The following is a 26,706-nucleotide window of genomic DNA, read 5'->3' as shown; positions in this document are numbered from 1 at the left end:
TAAGGTGGTTATAACATTGGGGCTCCACCTCTTCCCATTCCGAACAGAGAAGTTAAGCCCAATCGTGCCGATGGTACTGCAATTATGTGGGAGAGTAGGTTACCGCCGTCTTTAAGCAAGAGCGCCTGTAGTAGAAATACTACAGGCGCTTATTTTGGTAGATACTACATATACTACATACACTACTCACGAAACACGAAAACAATACTTATTACATACGAAACATTAATAAGAAAAAATACAATATATATTTTCGGTAAGAGATGAGAAAAACCGACTTGCAGATATTTTTCTAAATTTAATTAATTGTTAACTAATAGATTATAGTAAATGGTTCATTTGTGAACTCAACTACTCTTTTTTTGTTGTATATTTGTGTCGGTTTATATGGAGTTATTTTAACTTTTATTATATTAAATATTTATGAGTATAACTTTTGAAACAAAATGTTGGGAACATGATTGGATGTATCTCCTAAAAGAAGGATATTTGGAAAAGATGATTGATAATTGTAATTATAATTTTGATGAAAGAGTTTTATTCATTAATAATGTCAATGATCTTTCAAGAGTCGAAATGTATGCTCAAAAAAAAATTGATCAGGGTGTAATTGATAGATACGTAATTGTTGACAAGTATGCAAAAGAAGTCTTATCATTCTTTCAAATTTCAAAAGATGATTTTAAAGGAGGTTACTACTATTCTATAGCCGAGTTAACTAGTATTTTTTTATGTGAAACAGATCTTCTTTTACATTTTTCTGGCGATTCATTGATAAAAGAGAATAATAATTGGGTGGAAAAGAGTATTAAGTTATTAACCGAGTCAAATGACTATTTTGTTTCTAATCCTGTTTGGGAAAATGATCATAATGGAGTAAGGAGAGAATCTATAAAAGAAACAGATGAAATATATGTAGGTTATGGTTTCTCTGATCAATGTTATATGGTTAGAACAACTGATTTTAAAAATGCAATATATCATGAGACTAATTTGTTATCAGAAAGATATCCTAAATATGGAGGGGAGCTCTTTGAAAAAAGGGTAGACTCATATATGAGGAATCACAATCTATTAAGAGTGACATCTAAATGTGCTTTTTATCAACACAAGAATTATAAAAAGAGAGGGTTGATTAAACGAATTATTGATAATAATTTTTATATCTAGAATAATTATAGATATTGCTAAAATCTGAATAAAAACAATAGTTTATAATTCAGAGAATATTCTTAATTATGCTATCAATGCTTTTTAGTGATGGACATTATCCGATTTTTAATACATCATTATTGATGGTCTTATGAAACATAAAAATACTAGCATGATAAAACAATATTTTGACTTTTAAGAAAAAGTGGCTATGTAACTATTTCTGTCAAAAGTAAAAGACGGGATATGACGCAATGAAAAAAGGGTTTCGACTGGCGAAAGCGAGTTGATTAGTGTGGAAATACAGCCTTAAAGAATGGTCTGAAAGAATTATGCTAATGGGAAAATTCGTAGAGGAGATTCAATGATATATGGGATTAAGCATATTTGGAAAAATGATAAAATATAATTTCTAGTGCGATGGGACTTATTTTCTATCAGAAGGAGTTCTTGCCCATTCTTTTTTTTAAAAAAAACTCTTTCTGCTTCTGAATGCTTTGCAGTATTTGATTTGTCTCTTACCTTATAATACTAGTGGATATATTGGTATGTCGAATTTTTGATTGGGAATAATCTCTTCTTTATACTTTAATTTTTATTCAGATTATTATACTATTCAACTTAAATATAATTATATATTTAAGAAAAAAATATAAAGAGTTGTTGTTTGTTCTGAAATTGGAAAAACCTATAAGTAAAATCTGAAAGTGCTGCTGCTTTTTCTTCTTAAAATGAGATAAATTTCGTATCTTTGTTAGGTTTTATTAGAAAAATCTATGCAACGATCAACGTCGGTTGTTGGCATGTAAATGACATAATTTATGACTGAAAAGAAGGAAATAATAAATGATGGTTCTTATTCTGCCGATAATATCCAAGTTCTGGAAGGTTTAGAAGCTGTAAGAAAAAGACCGGCTATGTATATTGGTGATATTGGTGAGAAAGGCTTGCATCATCTTGTTTATGAAGTAGTCGATAACTCTATTGATGAAGCTTTGGCCGGATTCTGTTCCGATATACAAGTTTTTATTAACGAAGATAATTCAGTTACAGTAAAAGATAACGGTCGTGGTATCCCTGTGGATATGATGGCTAAAGAGAAGAAATCTGCTCTTGAGGTTGTATTGACGGTATTGCATGCCGGAGGTAAATTTGACAAAGGAACGTATAAGGTTTCAGGAGGTCTCCATGGAGTTGGGGTATCTTGTGTGAATGCATTATCGAAATATTTCCGTGCTGAAGTACACCGTGATGGAAAGATCTATATGATGGAGTTTTCATGTGGAATACCAACGACGGAATTAAAAGTGATTGGAGAGTCTACCGATAATGGTACTTTTATTACTTTCAGACCTGATGATTCAATCTTTATTACAACAGAATATAAATATGATACGCTAGCATCGCGTTTGAGAGAATTGTCATTTTTGAATGCTGGTGTGAAATTATCTTTGACAGATCTTCGTAATAAAAAAGAGGATGGTTCATTCCGTTCAGATATTTTTTATTCAGAAAGAGGATTAGAGGAATTTGTTCGTTACATTGATGCTGCTAAAGAAGCCTTAATTGAAGATGTTATACATATTGTAACAGAAAAGCAAGGTGTTCCTGTAGAAGTTGCAATGACATATAATACATCTTATAATGAGAATGTATATTCATACGTAAATAATATTCATACAATAGAAGGTGGTACCCACCTTACTGGTTTCCGCAGAGGATTATCTCGTACTTTGAAAAAGTATGCTGATGATACTAAGATGTTGGAAAAACTGAAAATTGAAATTAGTGGCGATGACTTTCGCGAAGGGCTAACAGCTGTTGTCTCTATTAAAGTTGCAGAACCTCAGTTTGAAGGACAAACAAAAACTAAATTAGGTAATAATGAGGTAATGGGAGCAGTAGACCAAGCAGTTGGTGAAGCTCTGGGTTATTATCTTGAAGAACATCCTAAGGAAGCTAAAATAATTGTAGAGAAGGTTATCCTTGCAGCTACAGCCCGTGCAGCAGCGCGTAAAGCTCGTGAAATGGTACAACGTAAGTCACCTCTTTCGGGTGGTGGTCTTCCGGGTAAATTGGCAGACTGCTCAAGTAAAAATCCTGAGATATGTGAAATATTTCTTGTCGAAGGGGATTCTGCGGGTGGTACGGCTAAACAAGGACGTGACCGTGGATTTCAGGCTATTTTGCCATTGAGAGGTAAGATTCTGAATGTGGAAAAAGCAATGCAACATAAAGTATTGGAAAGCGAAGAAATCAAGAATATTTATACTGCATTAGGTTTGACCATTGGTACAGAAGAAGATTCGAAGGAATTGAATATGCAAAAACTTCGTTACCAAAAGGTGGTTATCATGACCGATGCTGACGTGGACGGTAGCCATATCGCAACACTGATTCTTACATTCTTCTTCCGTCACATGAAAGCTTTACTAGAAAGAGGCTATATTTATATAGCTACTCCTCCGCTTTATTTATGTAAGAAAGGAAAAGTGGAAGAGTATTGTTGGGATGATCGCCAACGTCGTGCATTTATTGATAAATACGGTGACGGTGACGAAAACGCAATCCATACTCAGCGATATAAAGGTTTGGGAGAGATGAATGCTTCACAACTTTGGGATACAACAATGAATCCTGAGCACAGAACACTTCGTCAGGTAACGATTGAGAATGCAGCAGAAGCTGATCATATTTTCTCTATGCTGATGGGCGAAGAAGTGGCTCCACGTCGTGAGTTCATCGAACAAAATGCTACTTATGCTAAGATTGATGCTTAAAGAAATTATCAGTTTTATATGATATAAAATGGGATTACATATTTGATTTGTAGTCCTATTTTTTTTAGAGGCTTATTCTATTGATAGCAATAAGAATATGTATAAATAAAAAAAAAGAACTTTGAAGTGTTACTTTTGATACTCTTTGTATTTTAATGAAATGAATAATATGGTTTTATCACAAAGTATAAAAAATACTATCGAACGTTTAATTGGTTCGGTATCGGTTGAAGATATTTATTCGCCGGAAGAAATAGCTCACGCTGAATAGGTATTAGGTAATAATTTACCCCCTGTATTGAAGGACTTATACCTTTATGCAGGAAAGAATGAACTTTTGATGACTTCATTTAATGAATTCGCATTACCCGATCAGCTTTATTTATCCGAAGAGAAAGTGGTATTCTTATTAGAAAATCAAGGCGTTTGTATCTGGGCTTTTGATAGGTTTGGAGACGACCCGATCGTTTATCAGCAGCCTCATGGTGATAAACAATGGTATTCGGAAGAGGTTACTCTTAGCGAGTTTCTTAATATAATGTTATATTGTCAGTGTGCTCAACAAGGTTACAAATATATAGGTATGCTAGGGATAGATAATAAAAGTTTAACTGATATATTAGCTGCCGAATGGGAGGAGGTTGTGCGTCATAATGGTCTTTGTATTTGGTGGAAGCCTGATTGTTTAGTTTGGTATTTGTACGAACAAAATAATGAAATAGATGATTGCGTCTATTTATCGGTTAAAACTAAAAAATCTTACATGGAACATAAACAAAAATTTAATCTAATGGAATTATAAAATAATTATGTTTAAGAATAATTTTCATTGCTTATCTTTGTGATAGGTGACACTTAATATTAATAAAAATAGAATGACACTTAAAAATATTTCTTTTATAGCTCTCTTACTTTCTTTAGTGGCATGCTCATGTAGTAATAAAACTGCAACTAATACCAATACAGTGCAAGTATATGAGAAGATATCGCCCGATTTTAGTGGCGACAGTGCATATCACTTTGTTGATAGGCAAGTAGCTTTCGGACCCCGTGTTCCAAATACAAAAGAACATGTGGCATGTGGAGATTATCTTGTCGGCGAATTAAAACGTTTTGGTGCAGATGTAAAGGAGCAAAAGATGGTTGTTACGGCTTTTGATGGTACAAAACTGAATGCTCGAAATATAATCGGTTCTTATGGGTTGGATAAAAAGACCAGAGTGCTTTTGTTTGCTCATTGGGATACCCGCCCATTTTCTGATCATGATGAAAATCCGGACAATCACCATAAACCCGTACTTGGAGCAAATGATGCGGGTAGTGGAGTCGGTGTATTACTGGAAGTTGCTCGTATTATACAGCAACAAGCACCCGAGATTGGTATAGATATTATATTTTTTGATGCAGAAGATTATGGTACACCAGTCTTTGCCGAAGAAAAACCCGGTGATTGGTGGTGCCTGGGTTCTCAATATTGGGGAGCGAATCCTCATGTGCCAAATTACAAGGCGAAGTATGGTATATTACTGGATATGGTCGGTGCAAAAGATGCTACTTTCTATAGAGAAGCTTATTCGATGTATTATGCAAGGGATATAGTTGAAAAGGTATGGAGTACGGCTCGTCAACTTGATTATGGTGCATATTTTATCAGTAAAGATGGTACTGGTGTGACGGATGATCATGTATATGTGAATCAAAAACGGAATATTCCGAGCGTAGATATTATTCATACAAATGCAGATTCTTCATTTGTTTCTCATTGGCATACCCAAAACGATGATATGAGTAATATCAGTAAAGAAACACTGAAAGCTGTTGGTCAAACAATATTGGAAGTAATATATAATGAGAAAGAAAAATAAGTTTATAAATTTTTATTGATTTTATAAACGAAAAATACGGCTACTTACTAAATGTTAATGTAGTGGTATAAAACTATAATAGAAATGGCTACGATAAACGAAATACAAGACGAAATAATAGAGGAGTTTTCTATGTTTGACGATTGGATGGACCGCTATGGTCTATTGATCGAATTGGGAAATTCGCTAGAAAAATTAGACGAGAAATATAAGGTTGAAAACAATCTGATAGAAGGTTGTCAGAGCCGCGTTTGGCTACATGCTGAATACGTGGATGGCAAAGTTGTATTCAATGCTGAAAGTGATGCTGTTATTGTAAAAGGAATAATAGCCTTGTTGATAAAAGTATTATCAGATAAAACGCCCGACGAGATTATCAATACAGACCTCTACTTTGTAGAACGGATAGGATTGAAAGAACACTTATCACCCACACGTTCGAATGGTTTGGTTTCAATGATTAAACAAATGCGTTTCTACGCAATGGCATTTAAAGCTAAAAATAGCTGATTTTCATAAGAAAGCCCTGTAAATAATCATTCTTCCATTTGTTTCTATATAAAATTCTTTGTCAGTCGCTTCATTGAGGGTTGCCTGCCACCAGTTTGTAAATTCATGATTTGTAACAGGGTAAAGTAAGTTATGTGTTGTGACTTTGCAGCGATCGATACTAAATAAGGATACCTGTTGTTTGAGAGAACTCTCGAATGCTGAATTTGTTTCTATTCCTACAAATACCCCATAGTCTGTAATCATTTCCACATCGCCACACTTCATATATTCGCAAAGAAGACTTATGTTGCCTATCGTATGATCTTCTCGTTTGCCGGTTGCCCCTAATATTGTAATTTTCTTACGACCTTGTTCGATGCAAAAGTGAACGGCTTTGGTCAAATCATTCGTATCTTGTTCGGATATGCGATGAATAATATTTGAAAATCGGAGTTGGTTTTCTTTGGACAATGAATCGCAATCTCCAACTATGGCATCGGGTATTTTATTTATATGAGACAGATTATTGATAGCACCGTCACAGCAAACCAGATATTTACTATTCTCGAGTATCGATAATGCGATAGGGTGGGTTGGAAATTCTCCGTTAGCCAGTACAACGGTTTCGATTTGTTGGTTTATAACAGGAAGGGTATATTTTTTCATTTTAAGTATCAATGTCGATAGAATATTTTTATAAGATGTAAATATATAAACTATACTTTTTTAATTAGGTAAAACAAATAAATACTTTCACTTGTTCTTATACCTAGGCAAGCATATTTGTTTTAATTGATTGGATAACAGTTGGTATGCTGATTGTTGTAATTTGAAAAAATATATCAAATGAAGAAGTACGTTATTTTATTAATGAGTATTTTGTTTACTTCTGTATTAGCTGTCAATGCTCAGGATTCTACTCGTGTGAGTAAAAAGAAAGTAAACAAAACCGAGACTAGAGATTCTAAAGAAGAAAGTAGATCTGGTCGTAAAGGGAAAAAATCGGATTCTAAGACTTCAAAAGAAGGCAAAGAAGAAAGAAGTACTGAAAAACGCGAAAGATCTGAATCAAGATCATCTCGTAAAGAAGGTAAAAGGGGAGATAAGACCCGTACAGAAAAGACAACAAATGCAGAGGGTGTAGAGGTTGAACCAGAAGGTGTAGAGTAAATAATTAAGTAATTTGATTGTCGAAATATGAAAGAGCCTGTTTGTCTTCGAGATAAGCAGACTCTTTCATATTTATTAATGCCTATATATAAGAAAGGAAAACCGTTTATTATTCTATTCGACAAAAAATTCCGACCTTTGCATAATCTTTGAAATAAGCATAATTTCGACTAAACTTAAAAAAAGAGAATATCTGATGATAGAAATAAATAAAGTACCATCTCCATGCTTTGTAATGGAAGAAGAATTGTTAAGAAAAAATCTTTCTCTTATCAAATCTGTAAAGGATAGGGCAGGTGTGGATATTATTTTGGCATTCAAAGCGTTCGCTATGTGGAAATCGTTTCCGATCATACGCGAATATATTCCCCATTCCACAGCTAGTTCTGTTTTTGAGGCACAATTGGCATACGAAGAAATGGGAAGTCGTGCACACACATTTTCACCGGCATATACTCATGAGAATTTTCCGATTTTCATGAAATACAGCAGCCATATAACGTTTAACTCTCTATCGCAATTTAATCGTTTCTATCCGGAAGCTGAAAAGTACGATGAGAAAGTATCATTTGGCTTGCGTATCAATCCCGAATATTCGGAAGTAGAAACAGATCTTTATAATCCATGTGCACCCGGTTCGCGTTTGGGTATCGTAGCCGATTTGTTAGGCGACCAATTGCCCGAGGGAGTAGAAGGTTTGCATTTTCATACACTTTGTGAGTCTTCATCTTACGATCTGGAGAAAACATTAGAGCAAATTGAACTGAAATTTGGACACTTACTGTCTCAGGCTAAATGGTTTAATATGGGTGGTGGTCACCTCATGACCCGTAGCGATTATGATGTAGAGCATTTGATCAAGGTTTTGAAGCGTTTCAAAGCAAAATATCCGCATCTCCATATTATTATGGAACCGGGTAGTGCTTTTGCATGGCAAACAGGTATTTTAGTATCTACTGTAGTTGATGTTGTAGAGAACAAAGGTATAAAAACAGCCATATTAGATGTTTCTTTTGCTTGTCATATGCCAGACTGCTTGGAAATGCCTTACAAACCACAGATCAGAGGTGCATATCATGAACCGGTGGCAGGATTACCAACTTATAGAATGGGAGGAAGCAGTTGCTTAAGCGGTGATTTCATCGGTGAGTGGTCGTTCGATGAACCATTGCTTGTGGGTGATAAAATTATTTTTGAAGATATGATTCATTACACTATTGTGAAAACAACTATGTTTAATGGTATTTCTCATCCGGCAATCGCATTGTGGACAAAAGATAATCAATTGAATATTTATCGTGAATTCGATTATCAGGATTATAAAAGCAGAATGAGTTGAGTCTGGAACTCTGTTTATTGTTTTTAAGCGGGGGGACTATATTAAAAATACTAAATAGTTAAAAATGAGATTGGAGGCAATAAGCTTTTTTAATTTGCGTTTCAATTAAGTACGAAACATAAATAATAATTGGCCTATGAAAAAAAACATTACTCCTAAACTCAGTAATATATTTACTAAAAGAGAAAAGATGGTTGTCGCACCTTCTATTAAAACATTAGATTTTTTGAAACTGTTTTCACGCACTTATTATGTTGAAAAATCATTACCTAATTCGCTGAATGAGGTTTGTGTAAATTGATTTCATAATATACAGCAAGTAAAAATATGAGGTACAAAGGCATTATGCTTTTTGTACCTTTTTGTTTTTATGCTGATTGTCTTTTTAGTACTTTTGTTTATATCAATATAAAATTCAATCGTATGAGCCATAAAATAGCACCATCTTTGCTTTCCGCCGATTTTTTGAACTTGCAGTCAGATGTAGAAATGATTAATAACAGTGAAGCGGATTGGTTTCATTGCGATGTAATGGATGGGAGTTTTGTCCCTAATATATCTTTTGGATTCCCTATTATTAAACAAATCAGCAAGATAGCAAAGAAGCCTTTGGATGTACATCTTATGATCGTTAACCCCGATAAATATATTAAAGAGGTAAAAGATTGCGGCGCATATATGATGAATGTGCATTACGAAGCCTGTATTCATCTACACCGTACGATAGGAGCTATTCACGATGCAGGAATGAAAGCCGGTGTAACTTTAAATCCTCATACTCCAGTATCTCTGCTCGAAGATATTTTACAGGATGTAGATATGGTTCTATTAATGTCTGTAAATCCCGGATTCGGGGGGCAGAAATTTATAGAACGCTCTGTAGAAAAAGTTGCTCGTTTGAAGGAAATGATTCTGAAGCGAAATCTGTCGACACTGATACAAGTAGATGGAGGTGTAAATCTCGAAACAGGTAAACGTTTGGTTGATGCCGGAGCCGATGTACTTGTGGCTGGGAATGCAGTATTTGCAGATCCTAATCCAACAGAAATGATACATAGGTTGAAGAGTATTGTATGATGCAGGGAGAATGAGTTGAGATGCAAAATCCTTTGTCTAAAACTCCTTTTCTGACATTGCTAATACCTTTGATTAGTGGTATTGTACTTCAATACTATTTCAATATACAAAATTGGAGCATAGCATTCTTCCTCTTGGGAGCGATTGTTATGCTCTTTTCATATTTAATACCCAAGGATAAAGAGTTTAGATTACGTTGGCTGTTTGGTGCAGGTTTAAGCCTTTTCCTTATTGGCATTGGGATTACGACTAGCGGTTATCGTCAGCAGGAATCGTCTTTTATATTTTCTGATCAACCGCAAACTTACCGAGCCATCGTAACAGATACACCGCAAGAGAAACCTCGTTCTGTGGCATATAAAGTCCAGTTGCCAGATCTAGATAAGCAAATAGTTTGCTATTTTCAACGTGACACATTATATAATACTTATTTAATGCCCGGCGATGAATTTTTGTTTAAAGGCGAGATACAGGCTTTTAAGAATCAAGGAAACCCCGATGATTTCGACTACGTAAGCTATATGCACGATAAGGGGTTTGCAGGCTCTGTTTACATACCATCCGATTCGTGGCAAGTAACGGGAAGATCTTCTTCGTCGGTGATAACACAAGCATTGAGATGTCGTCAGCATATATTGACATTCTATCAATCGTTGGGTTTCAATGATACTGAATATGCTATTCTTTCAGCCTTAACGATCGGATATCAGGAAGCCTTATCTGACGATTTGAAACAATCGTTCAGAACAACAGGCACGGTTCATGTCCTTTCTGTCAGTGGTCTACATGTGGGAATAATCTATGTGATGATAAGTTTTCTGTTGAGTTTTATTCGTCGTAATTCAAAATACTATTGGTTGAAACCCACTATTATTATTGTCTTACTTTGGATATATGCTTTCATAACGGGGTTACCGCCTTCAGTTATTCGTGCAAGTGCTATGTTGACTGTTTTCTGTGTGTCGGAGGTTTTCAACCGGAAAAGTTTCTCTGTGAATGCACTTTATATCACAGCCTTTTTTATGCTGCTGATAAGTCCTTTTTCCCTTTTTGATATAGGATTTCAATTGAGTTTTATGTCTGTTCTGGCTATCCTCTATTTACAACCTCGGGCATCGAATTTATTAGCTGTCAAAAACAAGTATTTACGTGCATTCTGGCAAATGTTTACTCTATCTTTAGTTGCTCAATTGGGAACTTTCCCTTTATGTCTATACTATTTTGGGACATTCCCGACTTATTTCTTTATAGGCAATCTGCTGATTGTGCCACTGGTATCACTTATCACTTATTCGGTAGCAGGAATATTTCTGGCAAAGCTATTAAGCTATATTATGCCAAGCTTGAGTGTTTACTTATTCTATCTGCCGGTCAATATATTGAAACTGTTGGTTGGGATAATGACTTCGGTCATTGAGTTTTTTGAAAAGCTGCCTTTTGCTCTGATTGAAGATGCTTATGTTTCATTGTTCGATCTGTTTTTAATAGCCGCCACCATAATAAGTTTTTTACTTGCTGTCATCTATAAGAAGCCAAGATCGTTACTTGTTGGTTTATCTTCTATTCTCATATTCTTTAGTATTCATCTATATGATAATCTTTGTAGTAAACCCGATTCAATTACGGTTTACAATAGACGAAATACAACTGAAATAAAGTGGAATATCGGGCATCAAAATTATATGATAGAAAACGAAGATCGAGCAAGAGGATATAAGTTGGTAGAGATAGATACAGTTAAATTCCTGATTATATCTAAAAATATTTGGAGAGATAAACAGAGTGACGAAAAATTTGTAGTCGATTGCTTGGTGCTAACAGGAGATAATTCCCTGTCTTTATATTCTTTAACTCAATTGTTTTCTATGCAGGAAGTTGTTGTAGATGCCTCATTATCAGCAAAAACAGTGAGTCGATTGAAGGGTGAATGCCTAAAACTGAATATTCCTTGTTATGATGTGGCACAAAATGGTGCATATAGTTTGATTTTTTAGTATTTTTGCACTGAATAGACATACTAGCTATTTATCACTGTATAATTGACTGATAGTATGTTTTTACTTACAATACCGATAAACTTAAGGATAGGTCTGAGACCTTAATATAGACTCAAAGGAGAGAGAATAAATAAATGATTTCAAAGATAATAGACAGTCGTAAAATATCGCAAGTTGAAGATTTACTAGATAAGCATGACAAAATTGTAATTGTAACACATGTTTCACCTGATGGAGATGCTATCGGTTCATCATTGGGTTTGTATCACTATCTAAATGATTTAGGTAACGAAGTTACAGTAATAGTTCCGAATGTTTTCCCTGACTTTTTACGCTGGATAAAAGGAGCAAAAGATATATTGGTTTATGAAAAATATCCCGAATATGCTCAAAAACTTATTGAAGAAGCTCAGTTGATATTTTGTCTTGATTTTAATATACCTAAGCGTACTAATAATGTAGGCCCTCTTATTGAGGCAGCTAAAGCTAAGAAGATTATGGTGGATCATCATCCCGAGCCTTCCGATTTTTGTGATGTTACGATTTCGTATCCGCAAATATCATCTACAAGCGAACTAATTTTCCGTCTGATTTGTCGTATGGGAGATTTCGAAGCTATGAGTAAAGAGTGTGCTGAAGCTATTTATACAGGTATGATGACTGATACAGGAGCATTTACCTATAATTCAAATAATGCCGAAATTTATTATATTATTGGCGAATTGCTTAAAAAAGGAATAGATAAAGACCAAATATATTCTAATGTCTATCATAATTATTCAGAAGATCGTTATCGTATGCTTGGGTATACATTATCTGAAAAGATGAAGATATATCCTGAATATAATGCTGCTCTTATTTGGCTGACAAAAGAAGAACAGGCTAAATATCATGCAAAGAAAGGTGATACGGAAGGATTTGCTAATCTGCCGCTGAATATTTCGAAAATAATTTTTTCAGTTTTCCTTCGGGAAGACAATGAAATGATAAAAATTTCGTTACGTTCACAGGGGGATTTCCCAACGAATAAATTCTCGGCTCAATGTTTTAATGGAGGAGGGCATCTAAATGCATCCGGTGGTGAATTTTATGGAACATTGGAAGATGCTATCGCTATTTTTGAGAAGACGCTTCCCGAATATAAAGATTTATTGATAAAATAATAACGTACATAATATTAGAAATTTAGATGAGAAAAATTATAGGATGTATATTTGCTTTTATAGGATTAGCTATTGTAATTTCTGCTTGTAGCGGAGATACTTATGCTAAGAAATTGGACAAAGAAAAGAAAGCCATTGAGCGATTTATAAAAGAAGAAGGTATCACTGTTATTGACTATTACCCCGTAAATAGAGGATTTAAAGAAAAAGAATATTTTAAAGATCCTAAAACCGGTATATATCTTCATGTGATAGATTCGGGTGTTGGTGAAAAAGCTAAAAAATTTGTAGCAGGAGGAAGCCAAGGTGGAACTTCTGTTGATATGAGATATGCCGATACGCGTTTTTTAGGAGATACAGCAGTATGGAAGAATAATGGACCTGATGATGGCTTATATGGCTTGTCTTTAACTTATGGAAATACAGGGAGTTATACTTTTGCATATAGTACTTCATATAAAGACATATTGTTCTATACATTTTTGTCACCTGCCTGTGCTTTCCCTTTGCAATATGTGCGTGATGGAGCAGTTGTTAGTATGATTGTACCTTTTTCACAAGGATCGACTCAACAGACTAATGACTATTCTACCATTTATTACGGATATTTGAAATATACATTTGCAGATTAATATAAAAATAATACTTTGAAATGGCACTTATAAAATCGATTTCTGGTATCAGAGGTACAATCGGAGGTAAAGTAGGCGAAGGCTTGAATCCTTTAGATACAGTTAAATTTGTATCGGCTTATGCCTCTTTTATTCAACGGAATAAACAAACTGATTCGAACAAAATTGTTGTTGGTCGTGATGCTCGTATTTCGGGTAAAATGATGGAGCAGTTGGTTGTAGGTACTCTTATGGGTGCTGGTTTTGATGTGGTGAATATCGGCCTAGCGACAACCCCTACTACCGAACTGGCTGTAACAATGGAGAATGCCAGTGGTGGGATTATTCTTACTGCTAGTCATAACCCACGCCAATGGAATGCGTTGAAACTTTTGAATGCAAACGGCGAATTTCTTAATGCAAAAGAAGGCGAAGAGATACTTCGTATGGCCGAAGCCGAAGATTTTGATTTTGCGAATGTAGACCATTTAGGCAAAGTTGTAGAAAAAGATTATACAGACAAACATATACAGGCTGTACTCGATCTAGAGTTAGTTGATGTAGAAGCTATAAAAGCTGCTGATTTTGAGGTGGCTATCGATTGTGTGAATTCAGTTGGAGGAATAGTTCTCCCTCGTTTGCTAAATGCTTTAGGCGTGACAAAAATAAATGAATTATATTGCACGCCAAATGGAGATTTTCCTCACAATCCGGAACCGCTACCTGAGCATCTGGAAGATATTTCGGTAATGATGAAGACAACAGATTCTAATGTTGGTTTCGTTGTCGACCCGGATGTTGACCGCTTGGCGATCATCTGTGAAAATGGAGAAATGTTTGGTGAAGAATATACACTTGTGGCAGTGGCCGATTATGTATTGAAACATACACCCGGTAATACCGTATCTAATTTAAGTTCGAGCCGTGCTTTACGCGATGTAACACGTAAGTATGGATGTGAATACAGCCCGTCGGCAGTAGGAGAAGTAAATGTTACTGCTAAGATGAAAGCGACAAACGCAGTAATCGGAGGAGAAGGCAATGGAGGTATTATTTACCCGTCGAGCCATTATGGCCGTGATTCTTTAGTTGGCATCGCATTGTTTTTAAGTCATTTGGCTAAAGAGAAAAAGACTGTAAGCGAAATACGTGCAAGTTATCCGCAATATTATATAGCAAAACAAAAGGTAGAACTAACGCCCGAGATAGATGTAGATGCTATTTTGGCGGCAGTGAAAGAGAAATTTTCATCGGAAGAGGTTACTGATATCGATGGTGTGAAGATCGATTTTCCTGATAAATGGGTGCATTTGCGTAAGTCGAATACAGAACCTATTATTCGTGTTTATTCTGAAGCTCATACAATGAAAGAGGCTGAAGAAATAGGAGGTGAAATAATGGCTGTAATCAAACAGCTGGCAAAATAACAGGGTAAAACCAGATATGAAAACAGTAGGATAACAATCATTTTATTTATAGATTTGTTATCCTATTTTTTTGTTTTAAATAAATCAGAGACGATTATGGCAGATCTTGCAGCATTCAACGGTTTCACACCTGCGACAATTCAGTTCCTTCAGGGCTTGAAAGAAAATAATTATAAAGAATGGTTTGAAGAGCATCGTGATGTTTATGAACGCGAACTGTTGAATCCCTTCAAAAGCCTTGTGGTGAGCCTATCGCCTGCCATGCATAATATAGACCCGCAATTCGAACTGCGTCCTCATAGAGTAGTATCTCGTATTTATCGAGACGTGCGTTTTTCAAAAAATAAAGATCCATACAAAACATGTCTTTGGATGACGTTTCAGATACCGGTAGCCGCAGGCGATTGGCAGAATTATCCCGGATATTTTATGGAACTTAGCGACGAAGGCTATCTCTGCGGTATGGGGCTATATATGGCTAAGAAGAAAATTATGGACGACTTTAAAGATAATATAAAATATAATGCTGCTGAATTTAAGGAGGTTACTCAAAAGACCGTTTTGGACAGAGGTTTTAGCATAATGGGCGAAGACTATAAAAGGCAAATACCAAACGATCTGTCAGAATATTATCAGCCATGGATGCAAAAGAAAAGTGTTTGGGTTGCTAAACAAAGACCGATAGGAAATGAGGTGTTTTCTGCTAAATTCGCCGAACAGATACAGGAAGATTTTGTAGCCCTTGAATGGTTATATAATTTCTTTAAAGAAAGTCAACCTGAATAAAATAATTAAGGTTTCCGACCTTTTAATAAATAATAGACAAAACAAAAATAGAATGAAGAAGCTTAGAGCAGCCATCGTTGGGTATGGCAACATTGGTAAATACGTTTTAGATGCAATAGTAGCGTCTCCCGATTTTGAAGTAGCAGGTATTGTTCGTCGTGATCCTGCTAATATTCCTGAAGAAATAAGTAAATACACGGTAGTAAAAACAGTTGCCGAACTGAGCGATGTAGACGTAGCAATACTCTGTACGCCGACACGTAGCGTAGAGACTTACGCTAAAGAATGTTTAACAGCAGGTATCAATACTGTTGATAGTTATGATATTCACGGTGGTATCGTAAATCTTCGCAAAGAATTAAATGCTGTTGCTGTGGCAAACAATACTGTTTCTATAATCTCGGCAGGCTGGGATCCGGGAACAGATTCGATGGTACGTTCAATGATGGAATTTATGGCACCTAAGGGTGTAACTTATACTAACTTTGGTCCGGGTATGAGCATGGGTCATACAGTAGCTGTAAAAGCAATAAAAGGAGTGAAAGCGGCATTGTCTATGACTATTCCTTTAGGAACAAGTATTCATCGCCGTATGGTGTATATCGAAGTTGAAAGTGGTTATAATTTTGAAGAGGTTGCGGCAGCAATTAAATCTGACGATTATTTTGTTAACGACGAAACACATGTGAAACAAGTAGATTGTGTTGATGATCTTAAGGATATGGGACACGGTGTAAATATGGTGCGCAAAGGAGTTTCGGGTACTACCCAAAATCAACTTTTAGACTTTAATATGAAAATCAATAATCCTGCTCTCACAGCTCAGGTACTCGTAGCTTCGGCACGTGCTGCTATGAAGCAAAGACCGGGAGCGTATACAATGATCGAAGTTCCTGTTATCGACTATATTTATGGTGATAAAGAAGCTTTGATTAAAAAGCTTGTATAAAATAAAGATCATATATGATTTGTTTCCCTAATGCAAAAATAAATCTCGGATTAAATATTGTATCTAAGCGAGATGACGGTTATCATAATCTCGAAACAGTTTTTTATCCTATTGCAATAAAAGATGCTTTAGAGATTATTGTTAAAGAAGATCAGTCAGAAGATACTTTTATCGAAGCAGGTATTAAAGTTGATGCTGCACCGGAAAGTAATCTGGTAATGAAGGCGCTTAAGTTGATGCGAAGCAAATATGAATTTCCTTCGTTGGAAGTTCATTTACTTAAGAAAATACCCTTTGGAGCCGGCTTAGGCGGGGGGTCGGCTGATGCTTCTTTTATGTTGAAGTTGATAAATAAGACTTTCGATCTTGGAGCTTCTGATAAAGAACTAGCTAATATTGCTGTTCAATTAGGGGCTGATTGTCCGTTCTTTATTTACAATCGACCGATGTTTGCAACTGGGATAGGAGAGGTTTTCGAAGACGTGGAGTTATGTCTTAAAGATTATACGTTTATATTGATTAAACCGGATATTCATGTATCTACAAAAGATGCTTTTGCTCAAATAAAGCCTTTGCAACCGAGTATGTCTCTTAAAGAGATAATAAAGAAACCCATGACAGAATGGAGGGACTTGATGATAAACGATTTTGAGAAAAGTGTTGTTGCTAAATATCCTCTAATCAATGAGATAAAAGAAACAATGTATAAACATGGTGCTTTGTATGCATCTATGACAGGATCAGGCTCTTCCGTTTTTGGAATATTTAACGAAGACGTTAAAGCCCTTCAAACGCTTTATCCAGACTGTAATATCTGGGTTGGAAAGGGTATGTAAGTTCTTGTCGGTATCTTTATTTTACGAAATAAAAGCCGTATCTTTGATAGATGTATCTATTGGAGATGCGGTTTAATAATTTTATTTTATGAAAAAAATAGCATTGTTCATTATACCGGGTGTTTGTATCTGTGTGTTAGCTGTCTTTCTCTTGTCAAATAACAGCAAAGTAGAAGTTGAAACAAAGACACCTTATGTTTTGTCGATGACAAAATCGATAGATGTACCTCATAAAGTATCGTTTGCAGGCGAAGATCTTGATTTGGACAGATATGATCTGCATGAGCGCTACGATAGAGAGATAAACGGATTCACTTATTTGCATTCGACAACAATGTTGTTAATAAAGAAAGCAAATCGTTATTTTCCAATTATCGAACCTATCCTTAAAGCAAATGGAATACCAGAAGATTTTAAATATCTGGCTGTTATAGAAAGTAGTTTGAATCATCGTGCGGTATCATCTGCTGGAGCGGCAGGGCTATGGCAGTTTATGCCTAAGACAGCACCATCGTATGGGCTGGAAGTAGGTTCGGAGGTTGATGAGAGATACTCGGTCGAGAAGTCAACCGAAGCAGCTTGTAAATACTTCAAACAGGCATATAACAAATACGGTAGTTGGGCTAGCGTAGCTCTCTCTTACAATGCAGGGCAAGGGCGAATTAGTGGCGAATTGGATAAACAACAAGTAGAAGATGGTTTAGATCTTTGGCTTGTGGATGAAACATCGCGTTATTATTTCCGTATGTTAGCTATAAAACAACTTTTTGAGAGTCCCTACAAATATGGTTTTGTATTAACGGCAAATCAGCTATATAAACCAATGGAGTTTAAATCGGTTGAGATAACAGAATCTATTCCCGATTTAGCAGCTTTTGCTAAAGATAACGGACTTACTTACGCACAATTGAAAGATTTTAATTCGTGGCTTCGCGACAGGAAACTGACGATTTCGCCTAAAAGCCAAAGATCATATACAATTCTTATACCTAGCCAGCAATCCCTTTATTACAAAAAAGGCGATCAGGTGAAAGTTCATGATAAGAATTGGATTACACAAGATTGATAACTAGTAATATAAAGCACGTCTTTTTATTAAATGGAAACAGAACAAGTAGAGGAAAAAGAGAAAATAAACGTGTATGGTGCACGTGTTCACAACTTAAAAAATATTGATGTAGAAATTCCTCGTGATTCATTGGTCGTTATCACCGGCTTGAGTGGTAGTGGCAAATCATCATTAGCCTTTGATACAATTTTTGCAGAAGGTCAACGCCGATATATAGAAACATTTTCAGCTTATGCCCGTAGTTTCTTGGGCGGAATGGAGCGTCCTGATGTTGATAAAATAACAGGACTCAGTCCTGTTATATCTATAGAACAAAAAACAACCAATCGTAATCCCCGTTCTACAGTGGGAACTACTACTGAAATATATGACTTCCTGCGTTTGCTTTATGCACGTGCCGGAGAAGCATATTCATATCTCACCGGAGAGAAAATGGTGAAATATACCGAAGATCAGATTCTGGAACTTATTCTGGAGAGGTATATTGGAAAGAAAATATATTTACTGGCTCCTGTTGTTCGTAGCCGTAAAGGCCACTACAAGGAGTTGTTTGAGCAAATAAGCAAGAAGGGGTATCTTACTGTTCGTGTCGATGGCGTTATCCGCGAAATACTTCCGGGTATGCGTGTCGATCGATATAAAATTCATAATATCGAAGTGCTTATCGATAAAATGGTTGTATCGAATAAACATGTCGACAATCTAAAGAAAAGCCTCCGTGTAGCAATGAAGCAGGGGGATGGTCTTATTCTGATTGAAGACGTAGAAACCGAAGAGGTACGTCATTTTAGTCGTCAGTTGATGTGTCCGTCTACAGGTTTGTCGTATAGCGAGCCTGCGCCAAATACGTTCTCGTTCAATTCGCCTTATGGAGCATGCTCTCGATGTAAAGGCCTTGGGGTCATCAATCAGATCGATATGGATAAGATTGTACCGAAGCCTCAGTTGAGTATCTATGCCGGCGGTATAACACCATTGGGCAAATATAAGAACTATTTGTTTTTTTGGCAGATAGAAGCTATTTGTGAAAAGTATGGAGTTACGATTAAAACGCCGATCAAGGATATTCCCGAAGAGGCGATGAATGACATAATGTTCGGTACTGACGAGCAATTGCAGATTAAGAATGAATCTCTTGGAGGTGCATCAAATTATACAATGGCTTTCGAAGGTGTTGCAAAGTATATATCTATGCAGCAGGAGAGCGAAGCCTCGGCTTCGGCTCAAAAGTGGGCGGAGCAGTTTGTAAAGACCGGAACCTGCCCTGATTGTGATGGGCAGCGATTAAACAAAGAAGCGCTTCACTATAGGCTTAATGGAAAGAATATAGCTGAACTTGCCAATATGGATATTCAGGAACTGTATAATTGGATACAGGACGTTGATAAACATATATCTGGCAGACAGGCAGCCATTGCTTCGGAAGTAAAAAAAGAAATTCTGTCTCGTCTTACTTTCTTGTTGGATGTCGGGTTAAATTATCTTTCGTTGAATAGATCATCAGTAACACTGTCAGGAGGGGAAAGCCAACGCATACGTTTAGCTACTCAAATAGGCTCGCAGCTGGTAAATGTCCTGTATATATTAGATGAGCCAAGTATTGGTCTGCATCAGCGTGATAATACTCGATTAATAGATTCGTTAAAGAAATTACGTGATACAGGGAACTCTGTTGTGGTAGTAGAGCATGATAAAGAAATTATGCTTGAAGCAGACTATGTTGTTGATATGGGACCGTATGCCGGGCGTAGAGGAGGTAAAGTCGTGTTCTCGGGCACTCCGGCGGAAATGCTTAAAGCCAATACGCTTACATCCGATTATCTGAATGGAAGACAGGAAATAGAAATTCCCAAGAAAAGAAGAACAGGAAACGGCAAAAAGATAACACTTAAGGGAGCTACAGGTCATAACCTAAAGAATGTGACAGCCAGTTTTCCTCTTAACACATTTATTTGTGTGACAGGGGTATCGGGTAGTGGAAAATCAAGTTTGATAAATGCGACATTGCAACCGATATTGAGTCAGCATTTATATAAGTCATTAGCTGATCCATTGCCCTATAAAACAATAGAGGGGATTGACAACGTTGATAAAGTAATAAGTGTCGATCAATCGCCAATCGGTCGTACGCCTCGTTCTAATCCGGCTACATATACAGGTGTATTTTCAGATATAAGAAATTTGTTTGTTAATCTGCCGGAATCGAAAATTAGAGGGTATAAACCGGGACGTTTTTCTTTTAATGTAAAAGAAGGGCGTTGCGAAGTATGCGGAGGGAATGGCTACAAGGTGATAGGTATGAATTTTTTACCGGATGTTTTTGTTCCTTGTGAGGAATGTCATGGTAAACGTTATAATAGGGAAACACTCGAAGTCCGTTTCAAAGGAAAATCTATTGCTGATGTATTGGATATGACTATTAATATGGCGGTCGAGTTTTTTGAAAACGTTCCGGTAATATTAAATAAGATAAGAGTACTGCAAGAAGTAGGGCTTGGCTATATAAAATTGGGGCAGCCATCTACTACTTTATCAGGAGGAGAGTCCCAAAGAGTGAAACTTGCGACAGAATTAGCCCGTATAGATACAGGAAATACTATATATATACTCGATGAGCCGACTACCGGACTCCACTTCGAAGATATCAGGGTTTTGCTCGGTGTTTTGAATAAATTGGTAGACAGAGGTAATACTGTAATTGTGATAGAACATAATCAGGATATAATTAAAAGTGCTGATTATATTATAGATATGGGTCCAGATGGTGGGGCTGGGGGTGGAACCCTTATTGCTAGAGGGAAGCCTGAAGATATAATCAAAGTGAAGGGTAGTTTTACAGCTGAATATCTCGCTAAAGAGTTCGACTAAAAAGCTAATGTAAAAAAGTGTGAATTTATTGTGGAAAAAAGCTTCAAAGTATTGCTCTGACGAAAAGAAACACTATATTTGTAATGTAATAATGAAAATGATATGGCAACAATAACATTCAAAGGTGCAAATGTAAATACAAGCGGAGACTTACCTAAAGTGGGTACAGTTGCTCCTGCATTTACGTTAGTGAAGAATGATTTATCTGAATTATCTCTTGCAGATTTGAAAGGTAAATATGTTGTTCTGAATATTTTCCCAAGCTTAGATACCGGAGTGTGTGCTTCTTCTGTTAGAAGATTCAATAAAGAGGCTGCTGGTTTATCTAACACTGTTATTCTAGCAGTATCGGCTGATTTGCCTTTTGCTAGTGGACGTTTCTGTACAACAGAAGGAATTGAAAATGTGATTCCAGTTTCTGTATTCAGAAATCCTGAATTTGCTAAAAATTATGGTGTATTAACAATCGATGGTCCATTGAAAGGTCTTTTGGCTCGCTCAGTGGTAGTTGTTAATCCCGAAGGAAATATATCGTACACAGAGTTGGTTCCTGAGACTACGGTTGAACCGGATTATCAGACTGCAATCAACTCTATTGTGTAGTTTTGTAAAGTTTGTGTTAAGGTTGGAAAGTCTGCGAAGGATTTCGCGGGCTTTCTTTTTTTTATTTTTCCACTTCTGCTTTTGCCTTTGCGGTTTATATTAACCTTTTTCCTTACATTTGCACTCGAATAAAATTTAGAGACTAACTATACAGAATGACTCAATTATCTTTATTAGAAAAACTTGATGTTTTAGTAATCCGTTTCGAAGAGATTGGGAAACTAATTACTGATCCTAATATTATTAGTGATATGAAACGGTATGTCAAGTTGACTAAAGAATATCGCGATCTGGAGAAGATTGCTAATGCTCGTAAAGAGTATCAGCAAGTCTTATCAAATATAGCTGAAGCAAAACAAATTCTGGACGCAGAAAGTGATCCGGAACTAAGAGAGATTGCGAAAGAAGAACTGGAGGAATCTAATAGTCGATTACCTGTATTAGAAGAAGAGATAAAACTGCTGCTTGTTCCTGCCGATCCGGAAGATGCTAAAAATGCTATTGTTGAGATTAGAGGTGGTACAGGTGGTGATGAGGCTGCGATTTTTGCAGGTGATCTTTATCGTATGTACACTAAATACTGCGAATCGAAAGGTTGGAAAACTGAAATAACAAGTCTTACCGAAGGTACTTCGGGTGGATTTAAAGAGATAATATTTACCGTAGCAGGTGAAGGAGTTTATGGTATATTAAAATACGAATCGGGTGTTCATCGTGTACAGCGTGTTCCTGCTACAGAAACACAAGGTCGTGTACATACATCTGCTGCTACTGTTGCAGTTTTGCCTGAGGCCGAAGAATTTGATGTGGAAATAAAAGAATCGGATATTCGGGTTGATACTTTTTGTGCATCAGGAAACGGTGGACAATCGGTAAATACAACTTATTCTGCGATACGTCTGGTACATATACCTACAGGGGTTGTAGTTCAATGTCAGGATGAAAAATCACAGTTGAAAAATAAGGCTAAAGCTATGGTCGAGTTACGTAGCCGTATCTATAATATGGAATACCAAAAATATTTGGATGAGGTAGCTTCTAAACGTAAAACAATGGTTTCGACAGGAGACCGCTCTGCCAAAATCAGAACATATAACTATCCTCAAGGTCGGGTTACCGATCATCGTATCAACCTTACATTGTATAATTTATCAGCTATTATGGACGGTGATATTCAATCTATAATAGATCAATTGATAATAGTTGAAAACACAGAACGTTTGAAAGAGAGTGAATTATAATAAATAAGAATCTACCTAACTAAAACTAATTTAACAATTACTTAAACTATGAAGAAGCTAATTTTAATGGCCTTATCAATTATGCTATATCTTAGCGCATCATCGCAAGAGACATCTGTTCCTAAATGGAAATTTGGTGTGTCCGGAGGATTTTCTTTTCTGACTGCAAGTTCGAAAAGTTCAGAGCGAGAATTAATAGACATGGGTGTGCCAAGTGATATTGCAAAAGACTATTACAGTGATTTAAAGAAAGGGCAAATGGCTACTGCTAATGTCGTATATCTATTTAAACCTAAAATGGGAGTGGGGCTAAAGTATAATTTCTTTACTTCTAATGCTGAGAAAAATGGATTGATAGTCGATTATAACTATGATGGTAATCTGGAAAGAGTAAATATGAAAGAACAATTGTACTATAATTTTGTAGGACCTTCGTTTTACATGCAAAATTACATTACAAATAATAAGAAATTTCAGTTGACAGGCCAGGTGGCTGTAGGGTATTTACATTATAGAAATCAGGTTAAGTCTGATATGAATTTACTTTTGACAGGAAGCACATTGGGTTTTAATGGTGAGCTTGGTATAGAGTATTTTTTAACGAAAAACTGGGCTATAGGAGTAAGTGGAGAAGTATTATCAGGTGTAGTTGGTAAAGTTACAGTTGATGACAGCTATTCAAGTGAGAATATAAAACTTTATGATGAATCAAGAATAAATATGACTCATTTGGGTGTACTATTTGCTATTCGTTTTTATAAATAATCTGAACTATGAAAAATATATATATTGTTATAACAGTTTTATGTGCTGTTTTATTTACTACAGGTTGTAGTAGTGATTTTTTGGATGAGAATAATGACAAAATTAAGCCACCGGCAAAAACTATAGAATTATTTTTAGAAAAGTCTACTACTAATACAGCTAAAATAATTTTGGATGGAAAAACTAACTCGTCATATGAAATAAAATCTTTCCCATCAAATATGGCTTTCGATTCTTTCACAGGATCTGTCGAGAATGGTATAGCTATTATAAAATACGAGGTTGATGATACCGATTTATTGGGACAATTTGGTGTTATAGAGTTAGGAACTATTGAATTGCAGGTTGATGGATTAGGCTTAGTGTCTGTTTCTGTGTTTTATGGAAATTATGGAAATCCTAAGATAACGGTGAGTGATAATCTGTTGGATTTTGGAAAATCAGGAGATTATATGCAATTTAATATTAAAAATAATACATCAGATGGTCTCTTGAAATGGGAAATAGATTCTGTTCCAGAATGGATAAATGTATCGAATAGTTCTGGATTGATCCAAACATATGATTATAGTACTATTTATGCTATATGTCAACGAGGAGATTTACCTGCGGGCGATTATGAAGGGGATATTATTATTAGAAATAATGATAAAAATGACTCAATAGTCACAATAAAAGTAAAAATGACTATACGAGCAACTGTAAATCCTGAAAATGTATTGGGTATAGAAGGTCGGGTGATGAGTGCTAAATACTCTAAGATAAATGATGAGTTATATATTTTCACTCAAAATCCAAATACGATGATAGTATATAATCCGACGACAAAATCCATGACTAAACTGGCTTTACCTAAGTCTCCGAATTGTGCTGTCTTATCGGAGGATGGTAAATCGGCATATGTAGGATATAGCGCTTTGATGACTGTTATAGATATAAAAAATAAAAAGATAACAAAATCGGCTAATGTGGATTTTAATGTTCACGATATTGCTTATGGTGAAAATAATTGGTGTTATATGACAGTAAAAGCATCAGACTCTTTTTATGGTTATTATGCTTACAATTTACAAACTAATACTATTGGTTTGTCAACTAATAGTAATCTGAATGCGAATGATGAATTTATGAAGATTAAAGGAAAGCCATCACTTATTGTTGCAAATCAATATGGAGGATTTAAGCTAATAGATATTTCAAGTGGACAAGAAGGAGAAACAAATTATTGGTATTCAAGCTTTGGTTCCAAATTATGGATTACTGAAGACGGAAGTTTTTTGATTGGGAGTAATGGTAGAATATTTAGGACTCCTACTTCGTCCTCTTCTCCAATGTTCGAATTAGGTAAACTTGATGGAGCAGAAAATATCATGTACCTAGAGCATAATGCTAGTGCTAACTCTATTTATACGATAAGTGATTATTACAGTTCGTCTAGTGTGAAATGTTATGATGCAGGAAGCTACTATTTGAAGAAAACAATAGCTTATAATAATGAATATTATGCAACTATTAATGGTATTAAAAATATGTTTGAAGTAAAACCTTATTATATATTTAGTAATAAAAAGGGTAATGAGCTATATTTGCTTCGTAATATTATATCTTCGGATACAAATGGAGATTATAATACATGGAGTATAGAAACGATTAAATAATAATAAAATGACTAAGCAAGAATTATTCGAAAATATAAAGAAGAAAAAGTCTTTCCTATGTGTAGGACTGGATTCAGATATTAAAAAAATACCGGCCCATTTATTAGAGGAAGAAGATCCTATTTATGCATTTAATAAAGGGATAATAGATGCCACTGCAAAATACTGCGTGGCTTATAAACCGAATACTGCTTTTTATGAAAGTTTAGGTATTAAGGGTATTCTTGCATTAGAAAAAACAATAGAATATATTCGTACTAAGTATCCGGATCAATTTATTATTCTAGACGCAAAACGCGGAGATATTGGTAATACATCAGAAATGTATGCAGTCTCTGCATTTGAACATCTTAAGGCAAGTGCTGTTACTGTTGCTCCTTATATGGGAGAAGACAGCGTTAAGCCTTTTCTTAAATACCCGAATAAATGGATTATCCTGCTCGCATTGACATCAAACAAGGGTTCACAAGATTTTCAACTAATAGAAGATGCTAATGGTGAGCGCCTGTTCGAGAAAGTTTTGAAGAAGTCGCAAGAGTGGGCTACCGATGAGCAGTTGATGTTTGTGGTTGGTGCTACTCGAGGTGAAATGTTTGCTGATATTCGAAAACATGCTCCAAATCATTTTTTATTAGTTCCGGGAGTAGGAGCGCAAGGCGGAAGTTTAGCTGAGGTTGTGAAATACGGAATGAATGACCAATGTGGACTGTTGGTAAATTCTTCTCGCGGTATTATTTATGCAGATAATACGCTTGAGTTTACTTATGCCGCAGCGGCTGAGGCTAAAAAACTTCAAGAAGAAATGGCAGGATATTTAGAAAAATTACTATAATCATTTTTTACATTATAATAAAAGCG

General features: G+C 35.7%; 23 protein-coding genes and 1 rRNA gene. 23 read left to right on the top strand and 1 reads right to left on the bottom strand.

Going from position 1 to position 26,706, the window contains the following annotated elements; all coding sequences use genetic code 11:
* The 6 genes from rrf (at nucleotide 1) to G7Y57_RS12695 (ending at nucleotide 6,307) form a co-directional block, all read left to right on the top strand.
* Nucleotides 1-111, top strand: a 5S ribosomal RNA gene (gene rrf / locus G7Y57_RS12720).
* A gap of 312 nt (nucleotides 112-423) precedes the next feature.
* The gene (locus tag G7Y57_RS12715) at nucleotides 424-1,170 is read left to right on the top strand and encodes a hypothetical protein (RefSeq protein ID WP_165024626.1); all 747 of its coding nucleotides are present in this window, start codon (nucleotides 424-426) and stop codon (nucleotides 1,168-1,170) included.
* 803 nt (nucleotides 1,171-1,973) lie between these two features.
* Nucleotides 1,974-3,932 (top strand): DNA topoisomerase (ATP-hydrolyzing) subunit B, encoded by a 1,959-nt coding sequence (gene gyrB / locus G7Y57_RS12710; RefSeq protein ID WP_165024623.1) that lies wholly within the window; start codon nucleotides 1,974-1,976, stop codon nucleotides 3,930-3,932.
* Between the two features lie 340 nt (nucleotides 3,933-4,272).
* Entirely contained in the window at nucleotides 4,273-4,734 is a 462-nt protein-coding gene (locus G7Y57_RS12705; protein WP_165024621.1) for a hypothetical protein, read from the top strand.
* A 73-nt stretch (nucleotides 4,735-4,807) separates the two neighbouring features.
* The gene (locus G7Y57_RS12700) at nucleotides 4,808-5,797 is read left to right on the top strand and encodes a M28 family peptidase (protein WP_165024618.1); all 990 of its coding nucleotides are present in this window, start codon (nucleotides 4,808-4,810) and stop codon (nucleotides 5,795-5,797) included.
* Between the two features lie 84 nt (nucleotides 5,798-5,881).
* A complete protein-coding gene (locus G7Y57_RS12695) occupies nucleotides 5,882-6,307 on the top strand; it encodes a SufE family protein (protein WP_165024616.1) in 426 nt (141 codons plus the stop codon).
* Nucleotides 6,308-6,310: 3 nt separating this feature from the next.
* Here G7Y57_RS12695 and G7Y57_RS12690 read toward each other — a convergent pair whose 3' ends face one another.
* The gene (locus tag G7Y57_RS12690) at nucleotides 6,311-6,955 is read right to left on the bottom strand and encodes a thiamine diphosphokinase (RefSeq protein WP_165024613.1); all 645 of its coding nucleotides are present in this window, start codon (nucleotides 6,953-6,955) and stop codon (nucleotides 6,311-6,313) included.
* A 180-nt stretch (nucleotides 6,956-7,135) separates the two neighbouring features.
* Here G7Y57_RS12690 and G7Y57_RS12685 point away from each other — a divergent pair, with 180 nt between their 5' ends.
* The 17 genes from G7Y57_RS12685 (at nucleotide 7,136) to pyrF (ending at nucleotide 26,680) form a co-directional block, all read left to right on the top strand.
* Nucleotides 7,136-7,459: a hypothetical protein gene (locus G7Y57_RS12685; protein ID WP_165024610.1), complete on the top strand. Its 324-nt coding sequence runs from the start codon at nucleotides 7,136-7,138 to the stop codon at nucleotides 7,457-7,459.
* A 196-nt stretch (nucleotides 7,460-7,655) separates the two neighbouring features.
* Entirely contained in the window at nucleotides 7,656-8,798 is a 1,143-nt protein-coding gene (nspC, locus tag G7Y57_RS12680) for a carboxynorspermidine decarboxylase (RefSeq protein ID WP_165024608.1), read from the top strand.
* Nucleotides 8,799-9,221: 423 nt separating this feature from the next.
* On the top strand, nucleotides 9,222-9,875 hold the full coding sequence (gene rpe / locus G7Y57_RS12675) for a ribulose-phosphate 3-epimerase (RefSeq protein ID WP_165024605.1): 654 nt from the start codon (nucleotides 9,222-9,224) through the stop codon (nucleotides 9,873-9,875).
* Between the two features lie 20 nt (nucleotides 9,876-9,895).
* On the top strand, nucleotides 9,896-11,869 hold the full coding sequence (locus G7Y57_RS12670) for a ComEC/Rec2 family competence protein (RefSeq protein ID WP_165024604.1): 1,974 nt from the start codon (nucleotides 9,896-9,898) through the stop codon (nucleotides 11,867-11,869).
* 137 nt (nucleotides 11,870-12,006) lie between these two features.
* Nucleotides 12,007-13,035 (top strand): DHH family phosphoesterase, encoded by a 1,029-nt coding sequence (locus G7Y57_RS12665; RefSeq protein WP_165024602.1) that lies wholly within the window; start codon nucleotides 12,007-12,009, stop codon nucleotides 13,033-13,035.
* Between the two features lie 26 nt (nucleotides 13,036-13,061).
* Nucleotides 13,062-13,667 (top strand): DUF4827 family protein, encoded by a 606-nt coding sequence (locus G7Y57_RS12660; RefSeq protein WP_165024600.1) that lies wholly within the window; start codon nucleotides 13,062-13,064, stop codon nucleotides 13,665-13,667.
* 20 nt (nucleotides 13,668-13,687) lie between these two features.
* Entirely contained in the window at nucleotides 13,688-15,073 is a 1,386-nt protein-coding gene (gene glmM, locus G7Y57_RS12655) for a phosphoglucosamine mutase (RefSeq protein WP_165024597.1), read from the top strand.
* Nucleotides 15,074-15,169: 96 nt separating this feature from the next.
* Nucleotides 15,170-15,859: a DUF2461 domain-containing protein gene (locus G7Y57_RS12650; RefSeq protein ID WP_165024595.1), complete on the top strand. Its 690-nt coding sequence runs from the start codon at nucleotides 15,170-15,172 to the stop codon at nucleotides 15,857-15,859.
* 52 nt (nucleotides 15,860-15,911) lie between these two features.
* Nucleotides 15,912-16,808 (top strand): diaminopimelate dehydrogenase, encoded by an 897-nt coding sequence (locus tag G7Y57_RS12645; RefSeq protein WP_165024592.1) that lies wholly within the window; start codon nucleotides 15,912-15,914, stop codon nucleotides 16,806-16,808.
* Nucleotides 16,809-16,822: 14 nt separating this feature from the next.
* Nucleotides 16,823-17,644, top strand: coding sequence for a 4-(cytidine 5'-diphospho)-2-C-methyl-D-erythritol kinase (ispE, locus tag G7Y57_RS12640; RefSeq protein WP_165024589.1), 822 nt, complete (start codon nucleotides 16,823-16,825; stop codon nucleotides 17,642-17,644).
* A gap of 88 nt (nucleotides 17,645-17,732) precedes the next feature.
* Nucleotides 17,733-18,710, top strand: coding sequence for a lytic transglycosylase domain-containing protein (locus tag G7Y57_RS12635; protein WP_165024587.1), 978 nt, complete (start codon nucleotides 17,733-17,735; stop codon nucleotides 18,708-18,710).
* 33 nt (nucleotides 18,711-18,743) lie between these two features.
* Nucleotides 18,744-21,581, top strand: coding sequence for an excinuclease ABC subunit UvrA (gene uvrA, locus G7Y57_RS12630; RefSeq protein WP_165024584.1), 2,838 nt, complete (start codon nucleotides 18,744-18,746; stop codon nucleotides 21,579-21,581).
* A 102-nt stretch (nucleotides 21,582-21,683) separates the two neighbouring features.
* Nucleotides 21,684-22,184, top strand: a complete 501-nt coding sequence (tpx, locus tag G7Y57_RS12625) for a thiol peroxidase (RefSeq protein WP_165024582.1) — start codon at nucleotides 21,684-21,686, stop codon at nucleotides 22,182-22,184.
* Nucleotides 22,185-22,339: 155 nt separating this feature from the next.
* Entirely contained in the window at nucleotides 22,340-23,425 is a 1,086-nt protein-coding gene (gene prfA, locus G7Y57_RS12620; RefSeq protein WP_165024580.1) for a peptide chain release factor 1, read from the top strand.
* A gap of 48 nt (nucleotides 23,426-23,473) precedes the next feature.
* A complete protein-coding gene (locus G7Y57_RS12615) occupies nucleotides 23,474-24,190 on the top strand; it encodes an outer membrane beta-barrel protein (RefSeq protein WP_165024578.1) in 717 nt (238 codons plus the stop codon).
* An 8-nt stretch (nucleotides 24,191-24,198) separates the two neighbouring features.
* Nucleotides 24,199-25,848 (top strand): YncE family protein, encoded by a 1,650-nt coding sequence (locus G7Y57_RS12610; protein WP_165024575.1) that lies wholly within the window; start codon nucleotides 24,199-24,201, stop codon nucleotides 25,846-25,848.
* Between the two features lie 7 nt (nucleotides 25,849-25,855).
* Nucleotides 25,856-26,680: an orotidine-5'-phosphate decarboxylase gene (pyrF, locus tag G7Y57_RS12605; protein ID WP_165024573.1), complete on the top strand. Its 825-nt coding sequence runs from the start codon at nucleotides 25,856-25,858 to the stop codon at nucleotides 26,678-26,680.
* Nucleotides 26,681-26,706 lie beyond the last annotated feature (26 nt).

Origin of the sequence: Dysgonomonas sp. ZJ279, from assembly GCF_011039205.1 — a bacterium.
GTDB lineage: Bacteria > Bacteroidota > Bacteroidia > Bacteroidales > Dysgonomonadaceae > Dysgonomonas.
Note: the sequence above shows the minus strand (reverse complement) of the source record. Positions and strands in the feature narration are given on the sequence as shown.

What these genes read in the sequence shown, in the direction of transcription:
- G7Y57_RS12685 (WP_165024610.1), top strand. Translation starts at nt 7,136, where the DNA reads ATGAAGAAGTACGTTATTTTATTAATGAGTATTTTGTTTACTTCTGTA.
- G7Y57_RS12610 (WP_165024575.1), top strand. Translation starts at nt 24,199, where the DNA reads ATGAAAAATATATATATTGTTATAACAGTTTTATGTGCTGTTTTATTT.
- G7Y57_RS12665 (WP_165024602.1), top strand. Translation starts at nt 12,007, where the DNA reads ATGATTTCAAAGATAATAGACAGTCGTAAAATATCGCAAGTTGAAGAT.
- G7Y57_RS12715 (WP_165024626.1), top strand. Translation starts at nt 424, where the DNA reads ATGAGTATAACTTTTGAAACAAAATGTTGGGAACATGATTGGATGTAT.
- G7Y57_RS12645 (WP_165024592.1), top strand. Translation starts at nt 15,912, where the DNA reads ATGAAGAAGCTTAGAGCAGCCATCGTTGGGTATGGCAACATTGGTAAA.
- G7Y57_RS12650 (WP_165024595.1), top strand. Translation starts at nt 15,170, where the DNA reads ATGGCAGATCTTGCAGCATTCAACGGTTTCACACCTGCGACAATTCAG.
- G7Y57_RS12670 (WP_165024604.1), top strand. Translation starts at nt 9,896, where the DNA reads ATGCAAAATCCTTTGTCTAAAACTCCTTTTCTGACATTGCTAATACCT.
- glmM (WP_165024597.1), top strand. Translation starts at nt 13,688, where the DNA reads ATGGCACTTATAAAATCGATTTCTGGTATCAGAGGTACAATCGGAGGT.
- prfA (WP_165024580.1), top strand. Translation starts at nt 22,340, where the DNA reads ATGACTCAATTATCTTTATTAGAAAAACTTGATGTTTTAGTAATCCGT.
- G7Y57_RS12690 (WP_165024613.1), bottom strand. Translation starts at nt 6,955, where the DNA reads ATGAAAAAATATACCCTTCCTGTTATAAACCAACAAATCGAAACCGTT.
- gyrB (WP_165024623.1), top strand. Translation starts at nt 1,974, where the DNA reads ATGACTGAAAAGAAGGAAATAATAAATGATGGTTCTTATTCTGCCGAT.
- G7Y57_RS12615 (WP_165024578.1), top strand. Translation starts at nt 23,474, where the DNA reads ATGAAGAAGCTAATTTTAATGGCCTTATCAATTATGCTATATCTTAGC.
- G7Y57_RS12660 (WP_165024600.1), top strand. Translation starts at nt 13,062, where the DNA reads ATGAGAAAAATTATAGGATGTATATTTGCTTTTATAGGATTAGCTATT.
- pyrF (WP_165024573.1), top strand. Translation starts at nt 25,856, where the DNA reads ATGACTAAGCAAGAATTATTCGAAAATATAAAGAAGAAAAAGTCTTTC.
- uvrA (WP_165024584.1), top strand. Translation starts at nt 18,744, where the DNA reads ATGGAAACAGAACAAGTAGAGGAAAAAGAGAAAATAAACGTGTATGGT.
- ispE (WP_165024589.1), top strand. Translation starts at nt 16,823, where the DNA reads ATGATTTGTTTCCCTAATGCAAAAATAAATCTCGGATTAAATATTGTA.
- G7Y57_RS12700 (WP_165024618.1), top strand. Translation starts at nt 4,808, where the DNA reads ATGACACTTAAAAATATTTCTTTTATAGCTCTCTTACTTTCTTTAGTG.
- G7Y57_RS12635 (WP_165024587.1), top strand. Translation starts at nt 17,733, where the DNA reads ATGAAAAAAATAGCATTGTTCATTATACCGGGTGTTTGTATCTGTGTG.
- tpx (WP_165024582.1), top strand. Translation starts at nt 21,684, where the DNA reads ATGGCAACAATAACATTCAAAGGTGCAAATGTAAATACAAGCGGAGAC.
- rpe (WP_165024605.1), top strand. Translation starts at nt 9,222, where the DNA reads ATGAGCCATAAAATAGCACCATCTTTGCTTTCCGCCGATTTTTTGAAC.
- G7Y57_RS12705 (WP_165024621.1), top strand. Translation starts at nt 4,273, where the DNA reads ATGACTTCATTTAATGAATTCGCATTACCCGATCAGCTTTATTTATCC.
- G7Y57_RS12695 (WP_165024616.1), top strand. Translation starts at nt 5,882, where the DNA reads ATGGCTACGATAAACGAAATACAAGACGAAATAATAGAGGAGTTTTCT.
- nspC (WP_165024608.1), top strand. Translation starts at nt 7,656, where the DNA reads ATGATAGAAATAAATAAAGTACCATCTCCATGCTTTGTAATGGAAGAA.